Source organism: Serratia sp. Tan611, assembly GCF_905188235.1.
Taxonomy (GTDB): domain Bacteria; phylum Pseudomonadota; class Gammaproteobacteria; order Enterobacterales; family Enterobacteriaceae; genus Serratia_B; species Serratia_B rhizosphaerae.
On the sequence record NZ_LR994655.1, the window covers coordinates 26819 to 43332 of the forward strand.

General features: G+C 60.0%; 11 protein-coding genes. 8 read left to right on the forward strand and 3 right to left on the reverse strand.

Annotated features, from left to right (window positions below; genetic code table 11):
* Positions 1-135 precede the first annotated feature (135 nt).
* The gene (locus TAN611_RS00130) at positions 136-702 is read right to left on the reverse strand and encodes a DNA-3-methyladenine glycosylase I (protein ID WP_105229223.1); all 567 of its coding nucleotides are present in this window, start codon (positions 700-702) and stop codon (positions 136-138) included.
* A 197-nt stretch (positions 703-899) separates the two neighbouring features.
* Here TAN611_RS00130 and TAN611_RS00135 point away from each other — a divergent pair, with 197 nt between their 5' ends.
* The gene (locus tag TAN611_RS00135; protein ID WP_203067070.1) at positions 900-2888 is read left to right on the forward strand and encodes an autotransporter outer membrane beta-barrel domain-containing protein; all 1989 of its coding nucleotides are present in this window, start codon (positions 900-902) and stop codon (positions 2886-2888) included.
* Between the two features lie 36 nt (positions 2889-2924).
* Here the strand turns inward: TAN611_RS00135 and TAN611_RS00140 are convergent, their stop codons facing one another.
* Positions 2925-4250 (reverse strand): MFS transporter, encoded by a 1326-nt coding sequence (locus TAN611_RS00140; RefSeq protein WP_111736168.1) that lies wholly within the window; start codon positions 4248-4250, stop codon positions 2925-2927.
* A gap of 277 nt (positions 4251-4527) precedes the next feature.
* On the opposite strand from TAN611_RS00140, the gene glyQ reads away from it, so the two are divergent.
* The 3 genes from glyQ (at position 4528) to TAN611_RS00155 (ending at position 8418) form a co-directional block, all read left to right on the forward strand.
* Complete coding sequence (gene glyQ / locus TAN611_RS00145; protein WP_015344023.1) at positions 4528-5442, forward strand: glycine--tRNA ligase subunit alpha; 915 nt, start codon at positions 4528-4530, stop codon at positions 5440-5442.
* A 9-nt stretch (positions 5443-5451) separates the two neighbouring features.
* A complete protein-coding gene (glyS, locus tag TAN611_RS00150; protein WP_203067071.1) occupies positions 5452-7521 on the forward strand; it encodes a glycine--tRNA ligase subunit beta in 2070 nt (689 codons plus the stop codon).
* 177 nt (positions 7522-7698) lie between these two features.
* Positions 7699-8418, forward strand: a complete 720-nt coding sequence (locus tag TAN611_RS00155) for a DUF3053 domain-containing protein (protein WP_105229227.1) — start codon at positions 7699-7701, stop codon at positions 8416-8418.
* A gap of 42 nt (positions 8419-8460) precedes the next feature.
* Here TAN611_RS00155 and adhE read toward each other — a convergent pair whose 3' ends face one another.
* Entirely contained in the window at positions 8461-11133 is a 2673-nt protein-coding gene (gene adhE, locus TAN611_RS00160) for a bifunctional acetaldehyde-CoA/alcohol dehydrogenase (protein WP_203067072.1), read from the reverse strand.
* Between the two features lie 1135 nt (positions 11134-12268).
* On the opposite strand from adhE, the gene TAN611_RS00165 reads away from it, so the two are divergent.
* From TAN611_RS00165 to TAN611_RS00180, 4 genes are all read left to right on the forward strand, one after another.
* Entirely contained in the window at positions 12269-14188 is a 1920-nt protein-coding gene (locus TAN611_RS00165; protein ID WP_111736170.1) for a PTS mannitol transporter subunit IICBA, read from the forward strand.
* A 58-nt stretch (positions 14189-14246) separates the two neighbouring features.
* On the forward strand, positions 14247-15398 hold the full coding sequence (locus TAN611_RS00170; protein ID WP_203067073.1) for a mannitol-1-phosphate 5-dehydrogenase: 1152 nt from the start codon (positions 14247-14249) through the stop codon (positions 15396-15398).
* A 93-nt stretch (positions 15399-15491) separates the two neighbouring features.
* The gene (locus TAN611_RS00175; RefSeq protein ID WP_234008661.1) at positions 15492-16043 is read left to right on the forward strand and encodes an MltR family transcriptional regulator; all 552 of its coding nucleotides are present in this window, start codon (positions 15492-15494) and stop codon (positions 16041-16043) included.
* 99 nt (positions 16044-16142) lie between these two features.
* A complete protein-coding gene (locus TAN611_RS00180; RefSeq protein ID WP_105229231.1) occupies positions 16143-16505 on the forward strand; it encodes a YibL family ribosome-associated protein in 363 nt (120 codons plus the stop codon).
* The last annotated feature ends 9 nt before the right edge of the window (positions 16506-16514 follow it).

Sequence of the window (16514 nt, forward strand, 5' to 3'; positions counted from 1 at the left end):
ACGTCTTTTCCGGCCGGCAGTTCCGGCCAGGCGCGACAAACGCTTTTTTTGTGCCTTTTCAGGCGCCTCTGTTATCCGGCAAAACGCGTGGGATGGCTATGTCCAGAATTCTGAAAGCGCATTGCTGAACGTTATTTACGGCGTTTTGGGGTAACAGAGACAATCGGTGAGATGATCGTTCACCAGGCCGCTGGCCTGCATAAAGGCATAGCAGATGGTGGAACCGATAAATTTGAAGCCGCGTTTTTTCAGTGCTTTCGACATGGCGTCGGAGACTTCGGTCTTTGCCGGCACCTGCGCCAGTTCGTGCCAGTGATTAAGCTGCGGCCGGCCGTCGACAAAGCGCCAGATAAAGGTGACGAACTCCTCGCCGGCGGCCTGCATTGCCAGATAGGCGCGGGCATTGGCGATGATCGCTTCGATTTTGCCGCGGTGGCGGATAATGCCGGCATCCTGCAGCAGCCGCTCCACGTCCTGTTCGGTCATGGCGGCGACCCGCGCCGGATCGAAGTTATGGAAGGCGCGGCGGTAGTTTTCACGCTTTTTCAGCACGGTGATCCAGGAAAGCCCCGCCTGCTGCCCCTCCAGACACAGCATTTCAAACAGTTCGCGCGCATCGGTGGTCGGCACGCCCCATTCATGATCGTGATAGGCCAGATACAACGGATCGGCGGTGACCCAGCCGCAGCGTTGGTCAGTCATACAAAGTTCCTTTTTCTGTATATATTTACAGCCATCATTGCCCTAAACGGCGTATCTGGCAAGTCTCTGATTATTTTATTATCTGCCGCCTTGACGTGAGGGAAAAGCCGACAATATTTATAACAGTGCCGTTTAACAAATGGTCAAAAAATACGCGGTTTTTTCTTTAATATTTACGGACTCTCAGGAGTCAATTCATGCCTCTAAAAATAATGCGCGCTCCCGGCAGGGCAGCGCTGGCGGTGGCTTTAGTCCTGGGGCTGGCGGCGTCCGCATCGGCCCATGAGCGGGTGTATGTGTTTGGCGACAGCCTGAGCGACAGCGGCAACAACGGACGCTACACCTACGACGGCAGCCGGCATCAGCTGTACGACGAAGCGCTGGCGCAGCGTATCGGTGCGGCGCTGCTGGCGTCCGATCTCGGCGGCGACAACTATGCGGCCGGCGGTGCGGTGGCGGTGCCGGCGCTCAACCCGGCGGACAATACCCAGGAACAGGTGCAGCGCTATCTGGGGCAGAACAACGGCCGCGCCGACGGTAACGGCCTGTATATTCACTGGATCGGCGGCAACGATCTGGCGGCGGCGGCGTTAAATCCGGCTACAGCGTCGCAGGTCAGCTATAACAGCGCGGCAGCGGCGGCGCTGCAGGTACGCTCCCTGCTGGATGCCGGCGCCGGTACGGTGATCGTGCCGACGGTGCCGAACATCGGCTTTACCCCGCAGCTGATGGAAGCGATTGTGCAACAGGCGCTGGCGCCGGTGCAGGCCGCCGCACTGCAGGCGGCCTATGCGGCGCTGAACGCGGTGGCGACGCCGGACGCCGCCTCGCGGCAGCAGGCGATTCACCGGGCGCTGAGCGCGGCGGCCCAGCAGGGCAGCAGCGATCCGCAGATGCAGCAGGCGATCGCCGCACAGCTGATCGCCGCCTATGACAGCCTGAGCGCGCAGGCGAGCCAACTGACCGATTTTTATAACCGCAGCGAGGACCAGTTGCTGGCGCAGGGCGGCGGCAATATCGTACGCGCCGACGTGAACCGGCTGTTTGGCGAGGTGATCGCCAATCCGCAGCAGTTCGGCTTCACCAATACCGCCGGCATGGCGTGTCCGGCCGGCGTTTCTTCGGCGGTATGTCGTTCCGCCGCGCCCGGTTTTAACGACGGCCAGGCCTTCCTGTTTGCCGACCATTTCCACCCCAACCCGCAGGCGCACCTGCTGATTGCCGATTATATTCAGGCGGTGCTGGACGGCCCGGCGCAGGCGGCGGCGCTGACGCAGGCGACGGCGGCGATGGCGCGCGACAGCCGCGCCACCCTCGACAGCCGTCTCCAGCAGCTGCGCAGCGGCGGCAACCCGCAGGGGGCGTTGGGGGTATTCGGCGGCTATGCCGGGCAACATTATGATTATGCCGCCAATAACGCGGCCGGCGACGGCAACGCCACCACCCACAATCTGACGCTGGGGGTGGATTACCAACTGACGGACCGCTGGCTGATCGGCGCGCTGATCGCCGGCGCCAATGACGATCAGCAACCCTCCAGCCGCTATGACTACAAGGCGCGCGGCGTGCTGTTCTCCGCCTTTACCTCGCTGGATGTGTTTGAACACGGCTGGGTGAATGCCGATCTGCACTACGCCAGACTGGATTACGACGATATTCGCCGCAGCGTGCAGCTTGGCCCGCTAACGCGCAGCGAAACCGGTTCGACCTCCGGTAAACAGTGGGGTGCACGCGTTACCGCCGGCTATGACTTCCCGCTGACCGCCAGCCTGACCACCGGGCCGATGGCGCAGTTTGCCTGGGACTACAGCAACGTTTCCGGCTATAGCGAAGACGGTAATGACAGCACCGCGATGCGCTTTAACGATCAAACCTACCATTCGCAGATCGGCGCGCTGGGCTGGCGGCTGGACAGCAATCTCGGCGTGGTTAATCCGTACGCTGAAATCAGCTATCAGCATCAGTTCGGCGACGACGTATATCGCGCCGGCGGCGGTCTGAAGTCGACGCAAACCTCGTTTACCCGTGACGCCGCCGGCCAGGATAAAAACTGGGTCGATGTGACGCTCGGCGCCAATATGCCGCTGACCGACCGGGTGGCGGCGTTCGCCACCGTATCGCAAACCGGCGGCCTGAGCAGCGGCGAACAGGTGATGTACAACGTCGGCGTCAGCGCTCGCTTTTGATGAGCCTGCCGGGCGTTTTCCTACGCCCGGCGCATATCAGGCGGGATGGCGCGCAATGCCGGCGGCGGCGGCGCGGGCGGTAATTTTCTTTTCCGGCTGCAGCCGGGTCATGCACAGCATGCTGCAGAAAGAGACCAGCGCGGTGGCGAAGAACATCGCGCTGTAGCCGTGCTGCTGCGCCAGCCAGCCGCTGAGCATCGGCGCGCTGATGGACGCCAGGTTGGCGATGGCCAGCGTAATGCCGCTGTACGCCCCGACCGACGCTTTCGGCGTCACGTCCAGCACCACCGACCAATACACGTTATTCACCAGCGCGTTCAGCGCGTTGCCCAGCGTCATCAGCGCAATAATCGCGGCGGGCGACTGCATAAACGGGATCAGCAGGAAGCAGCCGGCGGTCAGCAGCAGCGTGACGGCGGCGAACAGATTGCGCGCCACACGCAGGTTACCGCTGCGCGCCAGCAGCGCATCGGTGATGCGTCCGCCGAGCAGCACGGTGAAGCAGGCGCCGCTCCACGGGATCATCGCCACATACCACAGCGCATGCAGGTCGTAATGGAAGCTGTCCTGCAGATATTTCGGTCCCCAGGTGACCAGCACAAAGGTGACATACAGAAAGGAAAAGTAGCCGAGCGCGTTGAACACCAGGGTGCGGTTGGTGAAGAACGCCCGCCACGGCAGCGGCGCCTGATGCTCGTCATTTTCCTCCCGATCGCTGCCAATTGCCGCCAGTTCGGCGGCGTTAACCTTCGGGTGCTGCGCCGGCGTATCGGTAAAGCAGGCGGCGAACAGCAGAATCGCCAGCAGCGAGAACAGCCCGAGCAGCATAAACATACTGCGCCAGTCGTCGGTCAGCAGCAGCAGGCCGACCGCCAGCGGCGCGGTCAGCAGCGAGCCGATCTGCGTGCTCAGCAGCCCGATACCCAGCGCGAAGCCGCGCTCTTTGCGCGGCGACCAGTGGCCGATGGTTTTATTCATCAGCGCGTAGGCCGGGCCTTCGGCAAAGCCGAACAGGATGCGCAGGGCGGCGAAGCCCATCAGCGCGGAGCCGCCGAACAGCGCAACGCCCAATTCGCCCGCCCAGGCGGTGGCGATCTCCAGCAGCGACCACAGCGCGCCGGCCAGCAGCCAGACTTTTTTGCTGCCGACGCGGTCGGCGAGGATGCCGCCGCACAGCGAGCCGAACAGATAGCCGAAGCCGAAGTAGCCCAGCACCGCCCCCAGCTGCGTCTTGTTGAAACCGAACTCGCGGGCGATGTCGTTGGCGGCGAACGACAGCGCGCCGCGATCGACATAGTTAATCAGCGCGATAAAAAACATCATGGCGAAAATGCGGTAGCGATAACGACTGTCTGCCTGCATGGAACAACCTCCTGAGCGTGGGGAACCTCAGGCAGCGAGCAAGATTGGTGCCAGCCGCGGCGATAAACGGCGCAGTGCGCGCCGGCCGCGGCGGCGGAGAGGCCAGGCGGCAGCAGAACATGCGCTTTCAGCGTGCCGATGCGCCGCGCTGGTGCGCAAAACGTTTTTTTTGCACGCTGATTTACACCGGAGGCCGGATTCTGGCTGTATATCTTACGGTCAACGGGTATACTGGCCCATTCCATCTAAATCCACTTGTATCGCGTGCGAATCTAACATGCAAAAGTTTGATACCAAGACCTTTCAGGGCCTGATCCTGACACTGCAGGACTATTGGGCGCGCCAGGGCTGCACCATTGTTCAACCATTGGACATGGAAGTCGGCGCGGGAACCTCTCACCCTATGACCTGCCTGCGTGCGCTGGGCCCAGAGCCGATGGCCTCCGCCTATGTGCAGCCGTCCCGCCGTCCGACCGACGGCCGCTACGGTGAAAACCCGAACCGCCTGCAACACTACTACCAGTTCCAGGTGGTGATTAAGCCTTCACCGGACAATATTCAGGAACTGTACCTGGGCTCGCTGAAAGAGCTGGGTCTGGATCCGACCATCCACGACATCCGCTTCGTGGAAGACAACTGGGAAAACCCGACGCTCGGCGCCTGGGGCCTGGGCTGGGAAGTGTGGCTGAACGGCATGGAAGTGACCCAGTTCACCTACTTCCAGCAGGTCGGCGGCCTGGAGTGCAAGCCGGTGACCGGCGAGATCACCTACGGCCTGGAGCGTCTGGCGATGTATATCCAGGGCGTGGACAGCGTCTACGATCTGGTGTGGAGCAACGGCCCGCTGGGCGTAACCACCTACGGCGACGTGTTCCATCAGAACGAAGTGGAGCAGTCGACCTACAACTTTGAATACGCCGACGTGGATTTCCTGTTCAGCTGCTTCGAGCAGTACGAGAAAGAAGCGCAGCAGTTGCTGGCGCTGGAAAAACCGCTGCCGCTGCCGGCGTATGAGCGCATTCTGAAGGCCGGACACACCTTCAACCTGCTGGACGCGCGCAAGGCGATCTCCGTCACCGAGCGTCAGCGCTATATTCTGCGCATCCGCACGCTGACCAAAGCCGTGGCGGAAGCCTACTACGCGTCCCGCGAGGCGTTAGGCTTCCCGATGTGTAAAAAGAACGAGAACTAAGAGGCAGCCATGACTCAACAGACTTTCCTGGTGGAAATCGGCACGGAAGAGCTGCCGCCGAAGGCTCTTCGTTCCCTGGCGGAATCCTTTGCCGCCAACTTCAGCGCCGAGCTGGACAACGCCAACCTTGAGCACGGCGACGTCAGCTGGTTCGCCGCGCCGCGCCGTCTGGCGCTGAAAGTGGCGAACCTGAGCGCGGCGCAGGCCGATCGCGAAGTTGAAAAACGCGGCCCGGCGATTGCGCAGGCGTTTGACGCCGAAGGCAAGCCGAGCAAAGCGGCCGAAGGCTGGGCGCGCGGCTGCGGCATCAGCGTCGATCAGGCCGAGCGTCTGAAAACCGACAAAGGCGAGTGGCTGCTGTACCGCGCGCTGGTCAAAGGCCAGTCCGCGCAGCAGCTGCTGGCGGAGATGGTCAGCACCGCGTTGGCGAAGCTGCCGATTCCGAAACTGATGCGCTGGGGCGACCAGGAGACTCAGTTCGTGCGTCCGGTGCATACCGTGACCATGCTGCTGGGCGATGAGCTTATCCCGGGCACCGTGCTGGGCATCGAGTCGGCGCGCATCGTGCGCGGCCACCGTTTTATGGGCGAGCCGGAATTCACCCTGGATAACGCCGACCAGTATCCGCAAATCCTGCTGGAACGCGGCAAAGTGGTGGCGGATTATGAAGCGCGTAAGGCGATCATCAAGCGCGACGCCGAGCTGGCGGCGCAAAAGATTGGCGGCAAGGCCGATCTGAGCGACAGCCTGCTGGAAGAAGTGGCGTCGCTGGTGGAATGGCCGGTGGTGCTGACGGCGAAGTTTGAAGAGAAATTCCTGGCGGTGCCGGCGGAAGCGCTGGTGTACACCATGAAGGGCGACCAGAAGTACTTCCCGGTGTACGACGCCGCGGGCAAACTGCTGCCGAACTTTATCTTCGTCGCCAATATTGAATCGAAAGATCCGCAGCAAATCATCTCCGGTAACGAGAAGGTGGTGCGCCCGCGTCTGGCTGACGCCGAGTTCTTCTTCGACACCGACCGCAAGCAGCGTCTGGAAGACAACCTGCCGCGGCTGGAGAGCGTCCTGTTCCAGAAGCAGTTGGGCACCCTGCGTGACAAAACCGACCGCATTCAGGCGCTGGCGGGCTGGATTGCCGGCCAGATCGGCGCCGACGTCAACCACGCCAGCCGCGCCGGCCTGCTGTCGAAGTGCGACCTGATGACCAACATGGTGTTCGAATTTACCGACACCCAGGGCGTGATGGGCATGCACTATGCGCGTCACGACGGCGAAGCGGAAGACGTGGCCGTCGCGCTGAACGAGCAGTATCAGCCGCGCTTTGCCGGCGATGCGCTGCCGCAGTCGCTGGTCGCCTGTTCGTTGGCGATTGCCGACAAGATGGACACCCTGGCGGGCATCTTCGGCATCGGCCAGCACCCGAAAGGCGACAAAGACCCGTTTGCGCTGCGCCGCGCGGCGCTGGGCGTGCTGCGTATCATCGTTGAGAAGAACCTGCCGCTGGACCTGCAGACCCTGACGGAAGAAGCGGTGCGCCTGTACGGCAGCAAGCTGACCAACGCCAAGGTGGTGGATGAGGTGGTGGACTTTATGCTGGGCCGTTTCCGCGCCTGGTATCAGGAAGAAGGCCACGCGGTCGACACCATTCAGGCGGTGCTGGCGCGTCGTCCGACCAAGCCGGCGGACTTTGACGCCCGGGTGAAAGCGGTGAGCCACTTCCGCACGCTGGACGAAGCGGCGGCGCTGGCGGCGGCGAACAAGCGCGTCTCCAACATTCTGGCCAAATCCACCGACACCCTGCTGGATCAGGTGCGCGCGTCGGTGCTGAAAGAGCCGGCGGAGCTGAAGCTGGCGACGCATCTGGTGGTGCTGCGCGACAAGCTGCAGCCGTACTTTGCCGAAGGCCGCTACCAGGAAGCGCTGGTGGAGCTGGCGGCGCTGCGTGAAACCGTCGACGAGTTCTTCGAAAGCGTGATGGTGATGGCGGAAGATGAAGAAGTGCGCGTTAACCGCCTGACGCTGCTGAGCAAACTGCGCGAGCTGTTCCTGCAGGTGGCGGATATCTCCGTGCTGCAGTAAGTCTGCGCGGTGAGGAACGAAGGCGCCTGCGGGCGCCTTTTTTTACGCCTTTTTGCCGCGGCGATCGGTAAATCGCGTATCGAACCCGCATCAGTTGTTCTATTCTTATAGGCGCAGGGAGAGCGAAAAAGGCAGGAAGCTGATGAAAAGACACGTTTATCACGGGAGTTATTTCACATGGCGGTAGGGATTCAGAGCAAAGGCGTAATGCGCTGGTTGGCGCCGATTGTGGCGTTGTTGGTGGTGATGCAGCTGACCGCCTGCGGCGATAAAGAGCCGGAGCAGCGCAAGGCATTTATCGACTATCTGCAAAACACCGTAATGCGCAGCGGCGTGAAAATACCGACGCTGAGCGAAGACCAAAAGCAGAAGTTTGGCAACTATGCCGGCGATTACGCAATTTTAGTCGCATTTTCACAGCAGTTAACCAAATCCGTTGACGCCAGTCTGACACCGGCGATCGATCAGGTGAGCCAGATCCGCACCGCGCAGGATTACATCAGCAAGCGCGACGGGCTGCAGCAGTCGATAGGCGCGCTTAATCTGCTGGGGCAGCAGATACAGACCGCCAAGTCGCAGGCGGACAGCGCCCGTACGGCGCTGAAGCAGCCGGACGATCTGAAGGCGGTGTATAACCAGGCCTATGACAAAATCGTCACCGCGCCGGCCAACGCGCTGATGCCGACCATTCCGGCAGCGGCCGGCTTTATTCAGGAGCTGGTGCAGGTAGGGGATTTCCTGCAGGCGCAGGGCAATCAGGTCAGCTTTAACAACGGCGGCGTGCAGTTCCGCAATCAGCAGCAGGTAGCGCAGTACAACGCCATGATGACCAATCTGGCGGCGAAGCAGCAGGACCTGCAGAACGCACAGAAAGCCATCAATGAGGTGGTGCGTTAAGCCTGCCGGACATGCGCCCTGACCAGCAGGGCGCATTTAGCGTTAGTCCGTGACTTTGACGGCCTCTTTTTCTTTCACCGCGCGCTGGCGCTCGACGTCGGGCGCATCGCTGTAATAGCGGCCGTAAAAACAGTCCAGCAGGAGCTGCCGAAGATCCTTAATCAGCGGATAGCGCGGATTGGTGCCGGTGCACTGGTCATCGAAGGCGTCAACCGCCAGCTTATCCAGCACCGACAGAAAATGCGTTTCATCAACGCCGGCCTCCTGCAGCGAAGCCGGGATCGCCAGCTCCGCCTTTAATCCCTCCAGCCACGTCAGCAGGTTCTCGACCTTTTGCTCTGCGCTGTCGCCGGCGGCGGCCAGCCCCAGATGATCGGCGATTTCGCCATAGCGGCAGCGGGCCTGCGGGCGATCGTACTGGCTGAAGGCCGTCTGCTTGGCGGGGCCGTCATTGGCGTTGTAACGAATGACGTTGGTCAGCAGCATGGCGTTGGCCAGCCCGTGGGCGATGGGAAATTCCGCCCCCAGCTTGTGCGCCAGGGAGTGGCAGATGCCGAGAAACGCATTGGAGAAGGCGATGCCGGCGATGGTGGCGGCATTGTGCACCCGTTCCCGCGCCCGCGGGTTTTGCGCGCCGGCCTGGTAGCTGAGCAGCAGGCTCTCCTTCAGCAGCTTCAGCGCCTGCAGCGCCTGCCCGTCGGCATATTCGTTGGCCTGCACCGAGACATAGGCTTCCACGGCATGGGTGATGGCATCCATACCGCCGTAGGCGCACAGCGTTTTGGGCATATTCATTACCAGATCGGCATCGACGATCGCCATATCGGGCGTCAGCGCATAGTCGGCCAGCGGGTATTTTTGTCCGCTGGCTTCGTCGGTGACGACGGCGAACGGCGAGACCTCCGAACCGGTGCCGGAGGTAGTGGGGATGGCGATCAGCCGGGCTTTTATCCGGGTGTTGGGGTAAGTGTAAATGCGTTTGCGGATGTCATGAAAACGCAGGGCGAGATCGCTGAATTTGACGTCGGGATGTTCATACATCATCCACATTACTTTGGCGGCATCCATCGGCGAACCGCCGCCGAGCGCGATAATCACGTCCGGTTTAAACTGCAGCATGCGCTGGGCGCCGGCGTTAACCATCGTCAGGGTTGGCTCCGCGCCCACCTCGGAGAACACGTCGGTTTCCACGCCTTGCGCATGCAGAATGGCCAGCACCGGTTTGATGAACCCCTGGCTGAACAGATACGGGCCGGTGACGATAAACGCGCGCCTGGCTTTGCCCTGTACGGCGACCTCCTTCAGTGCGGAGGATAAGGCGCCGCGACGGAAGTAGATGGCCTGCGGCAGTTTGTGCCACAGCATGTTTTCCGCGCGCTTGGCCACGGTTTTACGGTTGAGCAGGTGTTTGGGGCCGATATTTTCTGAAACGGAGTTACCGCCCCAGGAGCCGCAGCCCAGCGTCATGGACGGAGGCAGCTTAAAGTTATACAGATCGCCGATGCCGCCTTGGGATGCCGGCGTGTTGATCAGAATGCGCGACGTTTTTAGCCGGCTGCCGAAGCAGGCGATGCGCGCCTTCTGATTATCCTGATCGGTATACAGACAAGAGGTGTGGCCGGCGCCGCCAAACGCGGCCAGGGCGACGGCTTTATTGATGGCGTCATCGAAGTGCTGTGCGCGATACATGCCCAGCAGCGGGGAGAGTTTCTCGCCGGAGAGCGGTTCGCTCTCGCCTATCTCGGTGGCCTCGCCAATCAGCACTTTGGTGTTGGGCGGCACCTCAATACCCGCCATTTCGGCGATTCTCAATGCGGATTGACCGACGATGTCGGCATTGATGCGGCCATTTTTCACAATGATGTCGCGCACCGCCTGCCGCTGCGCTTCCGGCAGCAGATAGCCGCCGTTGGCGGCAAAGCGTGCACGAACCTCGTCATACACGGCGTCGACGACGATCACCGACTGTTCGGAGGCGCAAATCATGCCGTTATCGAAGGTTTTGGACATCAACACGGAGGCGACCATGCGTTTGATATCCGCCGTTTCATCGACCACGACCGGCGTATTGCCGGCGCCTACGCCGATGGCGGGTTTACCGGAGCTGTATGAGGCTTTTACGCGGCCGGGGCCGCCGGTCGCCAGGATCAGATCCACCTGCGGATGGTGAATCAACCGATCCGCCATCTCGACGGTGGGGCTGTCCAGCCAGCCGATAATATCGGGCGGCGCGCCGGCGTCTACCGCAGCGCGCAAGATCACTTCCGCCGCCTTATTCGCGGCCTTGCTGGCTCTGGGGTGAGGGGAAAAAATAATGCCGTTACGGGTTTTCAGGCTGATCAGCGCCTTGAAAATGACCGTCGACGTCGGGTTGGTGGCGGGGACGATCCCGCAAATAACCCCGATCGGCTCGGCGATGGTCAGGGTGCCGAAGGCGTCATCTTCTGCCAAAATACCGCAGGTCACCTCATCCTTGTAGGCATGATAGACATGCTCGGAAGCAAATTGATTCTTCATCACTTTATCTTCAACGATCCCCATACCTGACTCGTCAACCGCCAGCTGCGCCAGTGGGATGCGGGCATCAGCCGCCGCCAGGGCCGCGGCATGAAAAATTCTGTCAACCTGCGCCTGAGAATAGTCGGCGAATATCGCCTGGGCTTTTCTGACACGCGTAATTAACTTGTTTAAATTCGACGTCGTGATGTGTGGCATATTTCTCTCCCGTAAAAAATGCAATAAATAAAAAACAAAATAGCAAGGTAGAGAGAAAGTATAGGTAGCCCGTGGCGGCTTTCTAGCGGAAGGATAAAAAAAATCCTAACTGGATAATTAGGATGGATAAATATTTTTTTAATATGCATATCGAATGATTATGATGTGATTATCAATGAATATATATTGTCGTTGAAATTATTTTCATGCTGATAGTACCGCATTTGTTTTATTTTCTATTTGTTGTTTTTTATTTTCATAATTAACTGTTGTTTATGTGTTTTTTGTTTATTTTTGCCGTTTTTTTTGTCGTCGATTCTGAGGTTATATTTCTTTTTGTGATTTTGTTTTTTATTTTTTGAGTAAGTGAGTGAATATAAAACCAAGTGTGTCTTTAGGGTCGAGAAAGATGCCTGCTGGCAGTTTCCGCCAGGCTGCAGTAGACCATGTTATGGTTTGATGAGATTATTTTTCTCACTGCGGTGATGGGTTTTTCGTTTTTTAATTAACACAAAGAATAATAACGTCTTTCATCGGTATGTGCCCTTTGGTGGATTTTGATGGCGACATCCCACGGGATAAAGAACAAAAGAGATGGGGTGAGGGGGGCAAGCGGACAAGAATGGCGCTAAAGCGTCCGCGAGGAACCTGGCAGGATACACTGCGCCGGGTGGTTTCTGTACTACACTTCACGATAATTCCGCGTTGTAACTTTCTTACGGGCAGACGCCCTGTTTCTCCACGATGTCGCCTGCCGGCACGGGATGACCGCAACATTTTCCGCCAGGCGTTAGCGCAGTGAAAATAAATTGTGACTAACATCACAATTTAAAAACAAACAACAAAAGACTAAGTGTGATTTGAGTCACATAAAATGGCGTATTTCGATCGGAATTGCCGCGGTGTTGCTTTTTTACACGACAAAAATGTGACTGTGATCACTATGCAGGGTGGTATTTTGCGGTCATTTGAGTGACTTGTGTCACAAAATTTCCGTGAGGTACGCGTTGTCAACCGAGCGTGCTAGAGTCCGCCTCACAGACAGCACCAAGCGGCTGGATCGTAACAACAATAATGCGCGCTCTTATTCGCCGGCGCGTAATGCTATTACCGCTTCACAATAGGGGTGTGTTTTATGCTTTCACCAGACATTAAGGTTAAAGTGCAGAACTTTGGCCGTTTCCTCAGCAATATGGTGATGCCGAATATCGGCGCGTTTATCGCCTGGGGCATCATCACCGCACTGTTTATCCCAACCGGCTGGCTGCCGAACGAAACGCTGGGCAAGCTGGTCGGCCCGATGATCACCTACCTGCTGCCGCTGCTGATTGGCTACACCGGCGGTAAACTGGTGGGCGGCGAGCGCGGCGGCGTGGTCGGCGCCATCACCACCATGGGGGTGATCGTCGGCGCTGATATGCCGATGTTCCTCGGCTCAATGATCGCCGGCCCGCTGGGCGGCTGGGCCATCAAGCATTTTGACCGCTGGGTGGACGGCAAGATCAAAAGCGGCTTCGAAATGCTGGTGAATAACTTCTCCGCCGGCATTATCGGCATGCTGCTGGCGATTCTGGCCTTCCTCGGCATCGGGCCGCTGGTGGAAGCGCTGTCCAAACTGCTGGCGGCGGGCGTCCACGTGATGGTGGTGCATAACCTGCTGCCGTTGACCTCGATCTTTGTCGAACCGGCGAAAATCCTGTTCCTGAATAACGCTATCAACCACGGCATCTTCTCGCCGCTGGGCATTCAGCAGGCGACCGAAGCCGGCAAATCCGTGTTCTTCCTGATTGAAGCCAACCCCGGCCCGGGGCTTGGCGTGCTGCTGGCGTATATGTTCTTCGGCCGCGGCAATGCCAAGCAGTCCGCCGGCGGCGCAGCGATCATCCACTTCTTCGGCGGAATTCACGAAATCTACTTCCCGTATGTGCTGATGAACCCGCGCCTGATTCTGGCGGTGATCCTCGGCGGCATGACCGGCGTGTTTACGCTGACGATGCTGAACGGCGGGCTGGTGTCTCCGGCGTCGCCCGGCTCGATTCTGGCGGTGCTGGCGATGACGCCGAAGGGCGCCTATTTCGCCAACCTGGCGGCAATCTTCGCAGCCTTTGTGGTCTCCTTCGTGGTTGCCGGCTTCCTGCTGAAAACCTCAAAAGTGAAAGAAGAGGACGATCTGGAAGAAGCAACCCGCCGGATGCGCGACATGAAATCGCAGGCGAAAGGCGGCCAGCCGGCCGGTGCCGCGCTGGACGGCGATCTGAGCACCGTACGCAAAATCATCGTGGCCTGCGATGCGGGCATGGGCTCCAGCGCCATGGGCGCCGGGGTGCTGCGCAAGAAAGTGGCCGACGCCGGGCTGAGCAGTATTTCGGTTACCAACAGCGCCATCAACAACCTGCCGGACGACGTGGATCTGGTGATCACCCACCGCGACCTGACGGAGCGCGCGATGCGTCATGCGCCGCAGGCGCAGCATATCTCGCTGACCAACTTCCTCGACAGCAACCTGTACAGCGATTTGACCGCGCGTCTGCTGGCCGCCAACGACGGCGCGTCTCAGCAGCCGCAGCCGGCGGCCGCCGCGCCGGAAGAGAGCGCCGCCGACGATGAACCGGCGCTGTTCAAACTGGGCGAGGGTAATGTGTTCCTCGGCCTGGAGGCCAGCGATAAAGAGCAGGCGATCCGCTTTGCCGGCGAGCAACTGGTGAAAGGCGGCTACGTCGAGGCGGAATACGTGCCGGCGATGCTGGAGCGTGAAAAACTCACCTCCACCTATCTGGGGGAATCCATCGCCGTGCCGCACGGCACCATTGAGGCGAAAGACCGCGTGCTGCGCACCGGGGTGGTGTTCTGCCAGTACCCGCAGGGCGTGCGCTTCGGCGAGGAAGAAGATGAGGTGGCCCGCCTGGTGATCGGCATCGCCGCGCGCAATAACGAACATATTCAGGTGATTACCAGCCTGACCAATGCGCTGGACGACGATACGGTGATTGAGCGCCTGGCGAATACGACAAGCGTGCAGGAAGTGCTGGAGCTGCTCGGCGGCAAGAAAGACTAAATCCCATAAGGGCGCGGCGACAGGCTGCGCCCTTGTCATATTTAAGAAGGTTATCATTATGAAAGCATTACATTTTGGCGCCGGTAATATCGGCCGCGGCTTTATTGGCAAACTGCTGGCCGATGCGCATGCCGAACTGACTTTCGCCGACGTTAACCAGACGGTGCTGGACGCGCTCAATCAACGCCATAGCTACCCGGTGCGCGTCGTCGGCGAGCAGGAACGCACGGAAACGGTGAATAACGTCAACGCGGTCAACAGCGGCAGCGATGACGCCGTGGCGCTGATCGCCGACGCCGATATCGTCACCACCGCCGTCGGCCCGCAGATCCTGGCCAAAATTGCCGCTACGATCGCCAAAGGGCTGAGCGAACGCCGCCGCCAGGGCAATCAACAGCCGCTGAATATTATCGCCTGCGAGAACATGGTGCGCGGCACCAGCCAGCTGAAACAGCACGTCTTCGCCGAACTGTCGGCGGAAGAGCAGGCGTGGGCGGAGCAGCATGTCGGCTTCGTCGATTCCGCTGTGGATCGCATCGTGCCGCCGGCGGAAGTGGGCAGCGACGATCCGCTGGCGGTAACGGTGGAGACCTTCAGCGAATGGATCGTCGACCAGACCCAGTTCAAGGGCGCGCCGCCGGCGATTGCCGGTATGGAGCTGACCGATAACCTGATGGCGTTTGTCGAACGTAAATTGTTCACGCTCAATACCGGCCACGCGATTACCGCCTATCTGGGCCAGCAGGCCGGGCTGCAGACCATCCGTGACGCAATTCTCGACCCGGCGGTGCGCTTGGTGGTGAAGGGCGCGATGGTGGAGAGCGGCGCGGTGCTGATCAAGCGCTACGGCTTTGAGCCGGCAAAACACGCGGCCTATATCGAGAAAATCCTCAGCCGGTTTGAAAACCCCTACCTGCACGACGACGTCGAGCGCGTGGGCCGTCAGCCGCTGCGTAAACTGAGCGCCGGCGACCGTCTGATCAAGCCGCTGCTGGGCACGCTGGAGTATGGCCTGCCGCACGCCAACCTGATTCAGGGCGTTGCCGCCGCCATGCATTACCGCAGCGCGCAGGATCCGCAGGCGCAGGAACTGGCGCAGCTGCTGAGTGAACGCGGGCCGAAAGCCGCGCTGGCGCAAATTTCCGGTCTGCCGGAAGACGGCGAGGTTGTGGAACAGGCCGTAGCTGTGTATAACGCCATGCAAAAGTAGTGCGTGATGATGAACACACGGGCGCAGCCTGCTGCGCTCCTGCAGCCCGAGTTCGCCATTGACGGCCTCCCTTACGCCTTTCGAACAGCGACGATGGAAGAAGCACAGGCATTTGAAAACCAGGTTCTGGAAAAGCTGAACGCCGGCAAAACGGTACGCAGTTTCCTGATTGCGGCGGTAGAGCTGCTGGCGGAAGCGCTGAACGTATTGGTGGTGCAGGTGTTTCGCAAGGACGACTATGCGGTGAAATATGCCGTCGAGCCGCTGTTGTCCGGCGCCGGCCCCCTGGGGGAACTGTCGGTGCGGCTGAAGCTGATGTATGGCCTCGGGGTGATCGCGCGTCATGAGTATGAAGACGCCGAACTGCTGATGGCGCTGCGTGAGGAGCTGAACCACGACGGCGCCGAGTATCGTTTTGTCGATGATGAAATCCTCGGGCCGTTCGGCGAGCTGCACTGCGTCAGCGCACTGCCGCCGCCGCCGGCGCTGTTGCCGCCCGGCGAGGCGGATGAAGCGCTGCTGGCGATGCAGCAGCAGCGCTACCAGCAGATGGTGCGCTCCACCATGGTGTTGTCGGTGACCGCGCTGATTGCCGGCATCGGCGCCAAGCAGCCGTCCCGCCTCTCCCCGCTCGGACGCGCGTAACGGCGTCCGCGTATCCCGCCGGGTAACCGGCCGCGCATTTTGCTACAATGCAGCAAACCCTCCTTTAAACGTGCCGGTTCGGCACTTCAGGTCAGAGAAATGAAAGAGAAAGAAAAGGCAGAGATTAAGCGCCTTAGCGACCAGCTGGACGCGCTGAACCATAAAGATGTCCAGGTCATCCAGCAGGGCAACCCGGAGCTGATCGCGCAGCACAACAAGGAAAAAGAGAAGCTGGCGACGGAGATCGAGCGTCTGAAAAACGTGCGTACGGAAAAGTTGAGCGACGAAGCGCAGAAGCTGAAAAAACTGCCGTTCAGCCGTGAAATCACCAAAAAAGAGCAGGCCGATATGGGCGCGCTGAAAAAAAGCGTGCGCGGGCTGGTGGTGGTGCACCCGATGACCGCGCTGGGCCGTGAAATGGGCCTGAAAGCGGTCACCGGCTACGCGAAAAAAGCGTTTTGATGTTCGGAC

What these genes read in the sequence shown, in the direction of transcription:
- TAN611_RS00170 (WP_203067073.1), top strand. Translation starts at nt 14,247, where the DNA reads ATGAAAGCATTACATTTTGGCGCCGGTAATATCGGCCGCGGCTTTATT.
- TAN611_RS00165 (WP_111736170.1), top strand. Translation starts at nt 12,269, where the DNA reads ATGCTTTCACCAGACATTAAGGTTAAAGTGCAGAACTTTGGCCGTTTC.
- TAN611_RS00130 (WP_105229223.1), bottom strand. Translation starts at nt 702, where the DNA reads ATGACTGACCAACGCTGCGGCTGGGTCACCGCCGATCCGTTGTATCTG.
- glyQ (WP_015344023.1), top strand. Translation starts at nt 4,528, where the DNA reads ATGCAAAAGTTTGATACCAAGACCTTTCAGGGCCTGATCCTGACACTG.
- glyS (WP_203067071.1), top strand. Translation starts at nt 5,452, where the DNA reads ATGACTCAACAGACTTTCCTGGTGGAAATCGGCACGGAAGAGCTGCCG.
- TAN611_RS00155 (WP_105229227.1), top strand. Translation starts at nt 7,699, where the DNA reads ATGGCGGTAGGGATTCAGAGCAAAGGCGTAATGCGCTGGTTGGCGCCG.
- TAN611_RS00175 (WP_234008661.1), top strand. Translation starts at nt 15,492, where the DNA reads ATGGAAGAAGCACAGGCATTTGAAAACCAGGTTCTGGAAAAGCTGAAC.
- TAN611_RS00140 (WP_111736168.1), bottom strand. Translation starts at nt 4,250, where the DNA reads ATGCAGGCAGACAGTCGTTATCGCTACCGCATTTTCGCCATGATGTTT.
- TAN611_RS00180 (WP_105229231.1), top strand. Translation starts at nt 16,143, where the DNA reads ATGAAAGAGAAAGAAAAGGCAGAGATTAAGCGCCTTAGCGACCAGCTG.
- TAN611_RS00135 (WP_203067070.1), top strand. Translation starts at nt 900, where the DNA reads ATGCCTCTAAAAATAATGCGCGCTCCCGGCAGGGCAGCGCTGGCGGTG.
- adhE (WP_203067072.1), bottom strand. Translation starts at nt 11,133, where the DNA reads ATGCCACACATCACGACGTCGAATTTAAACAAGTTAATTACGCGTGTC.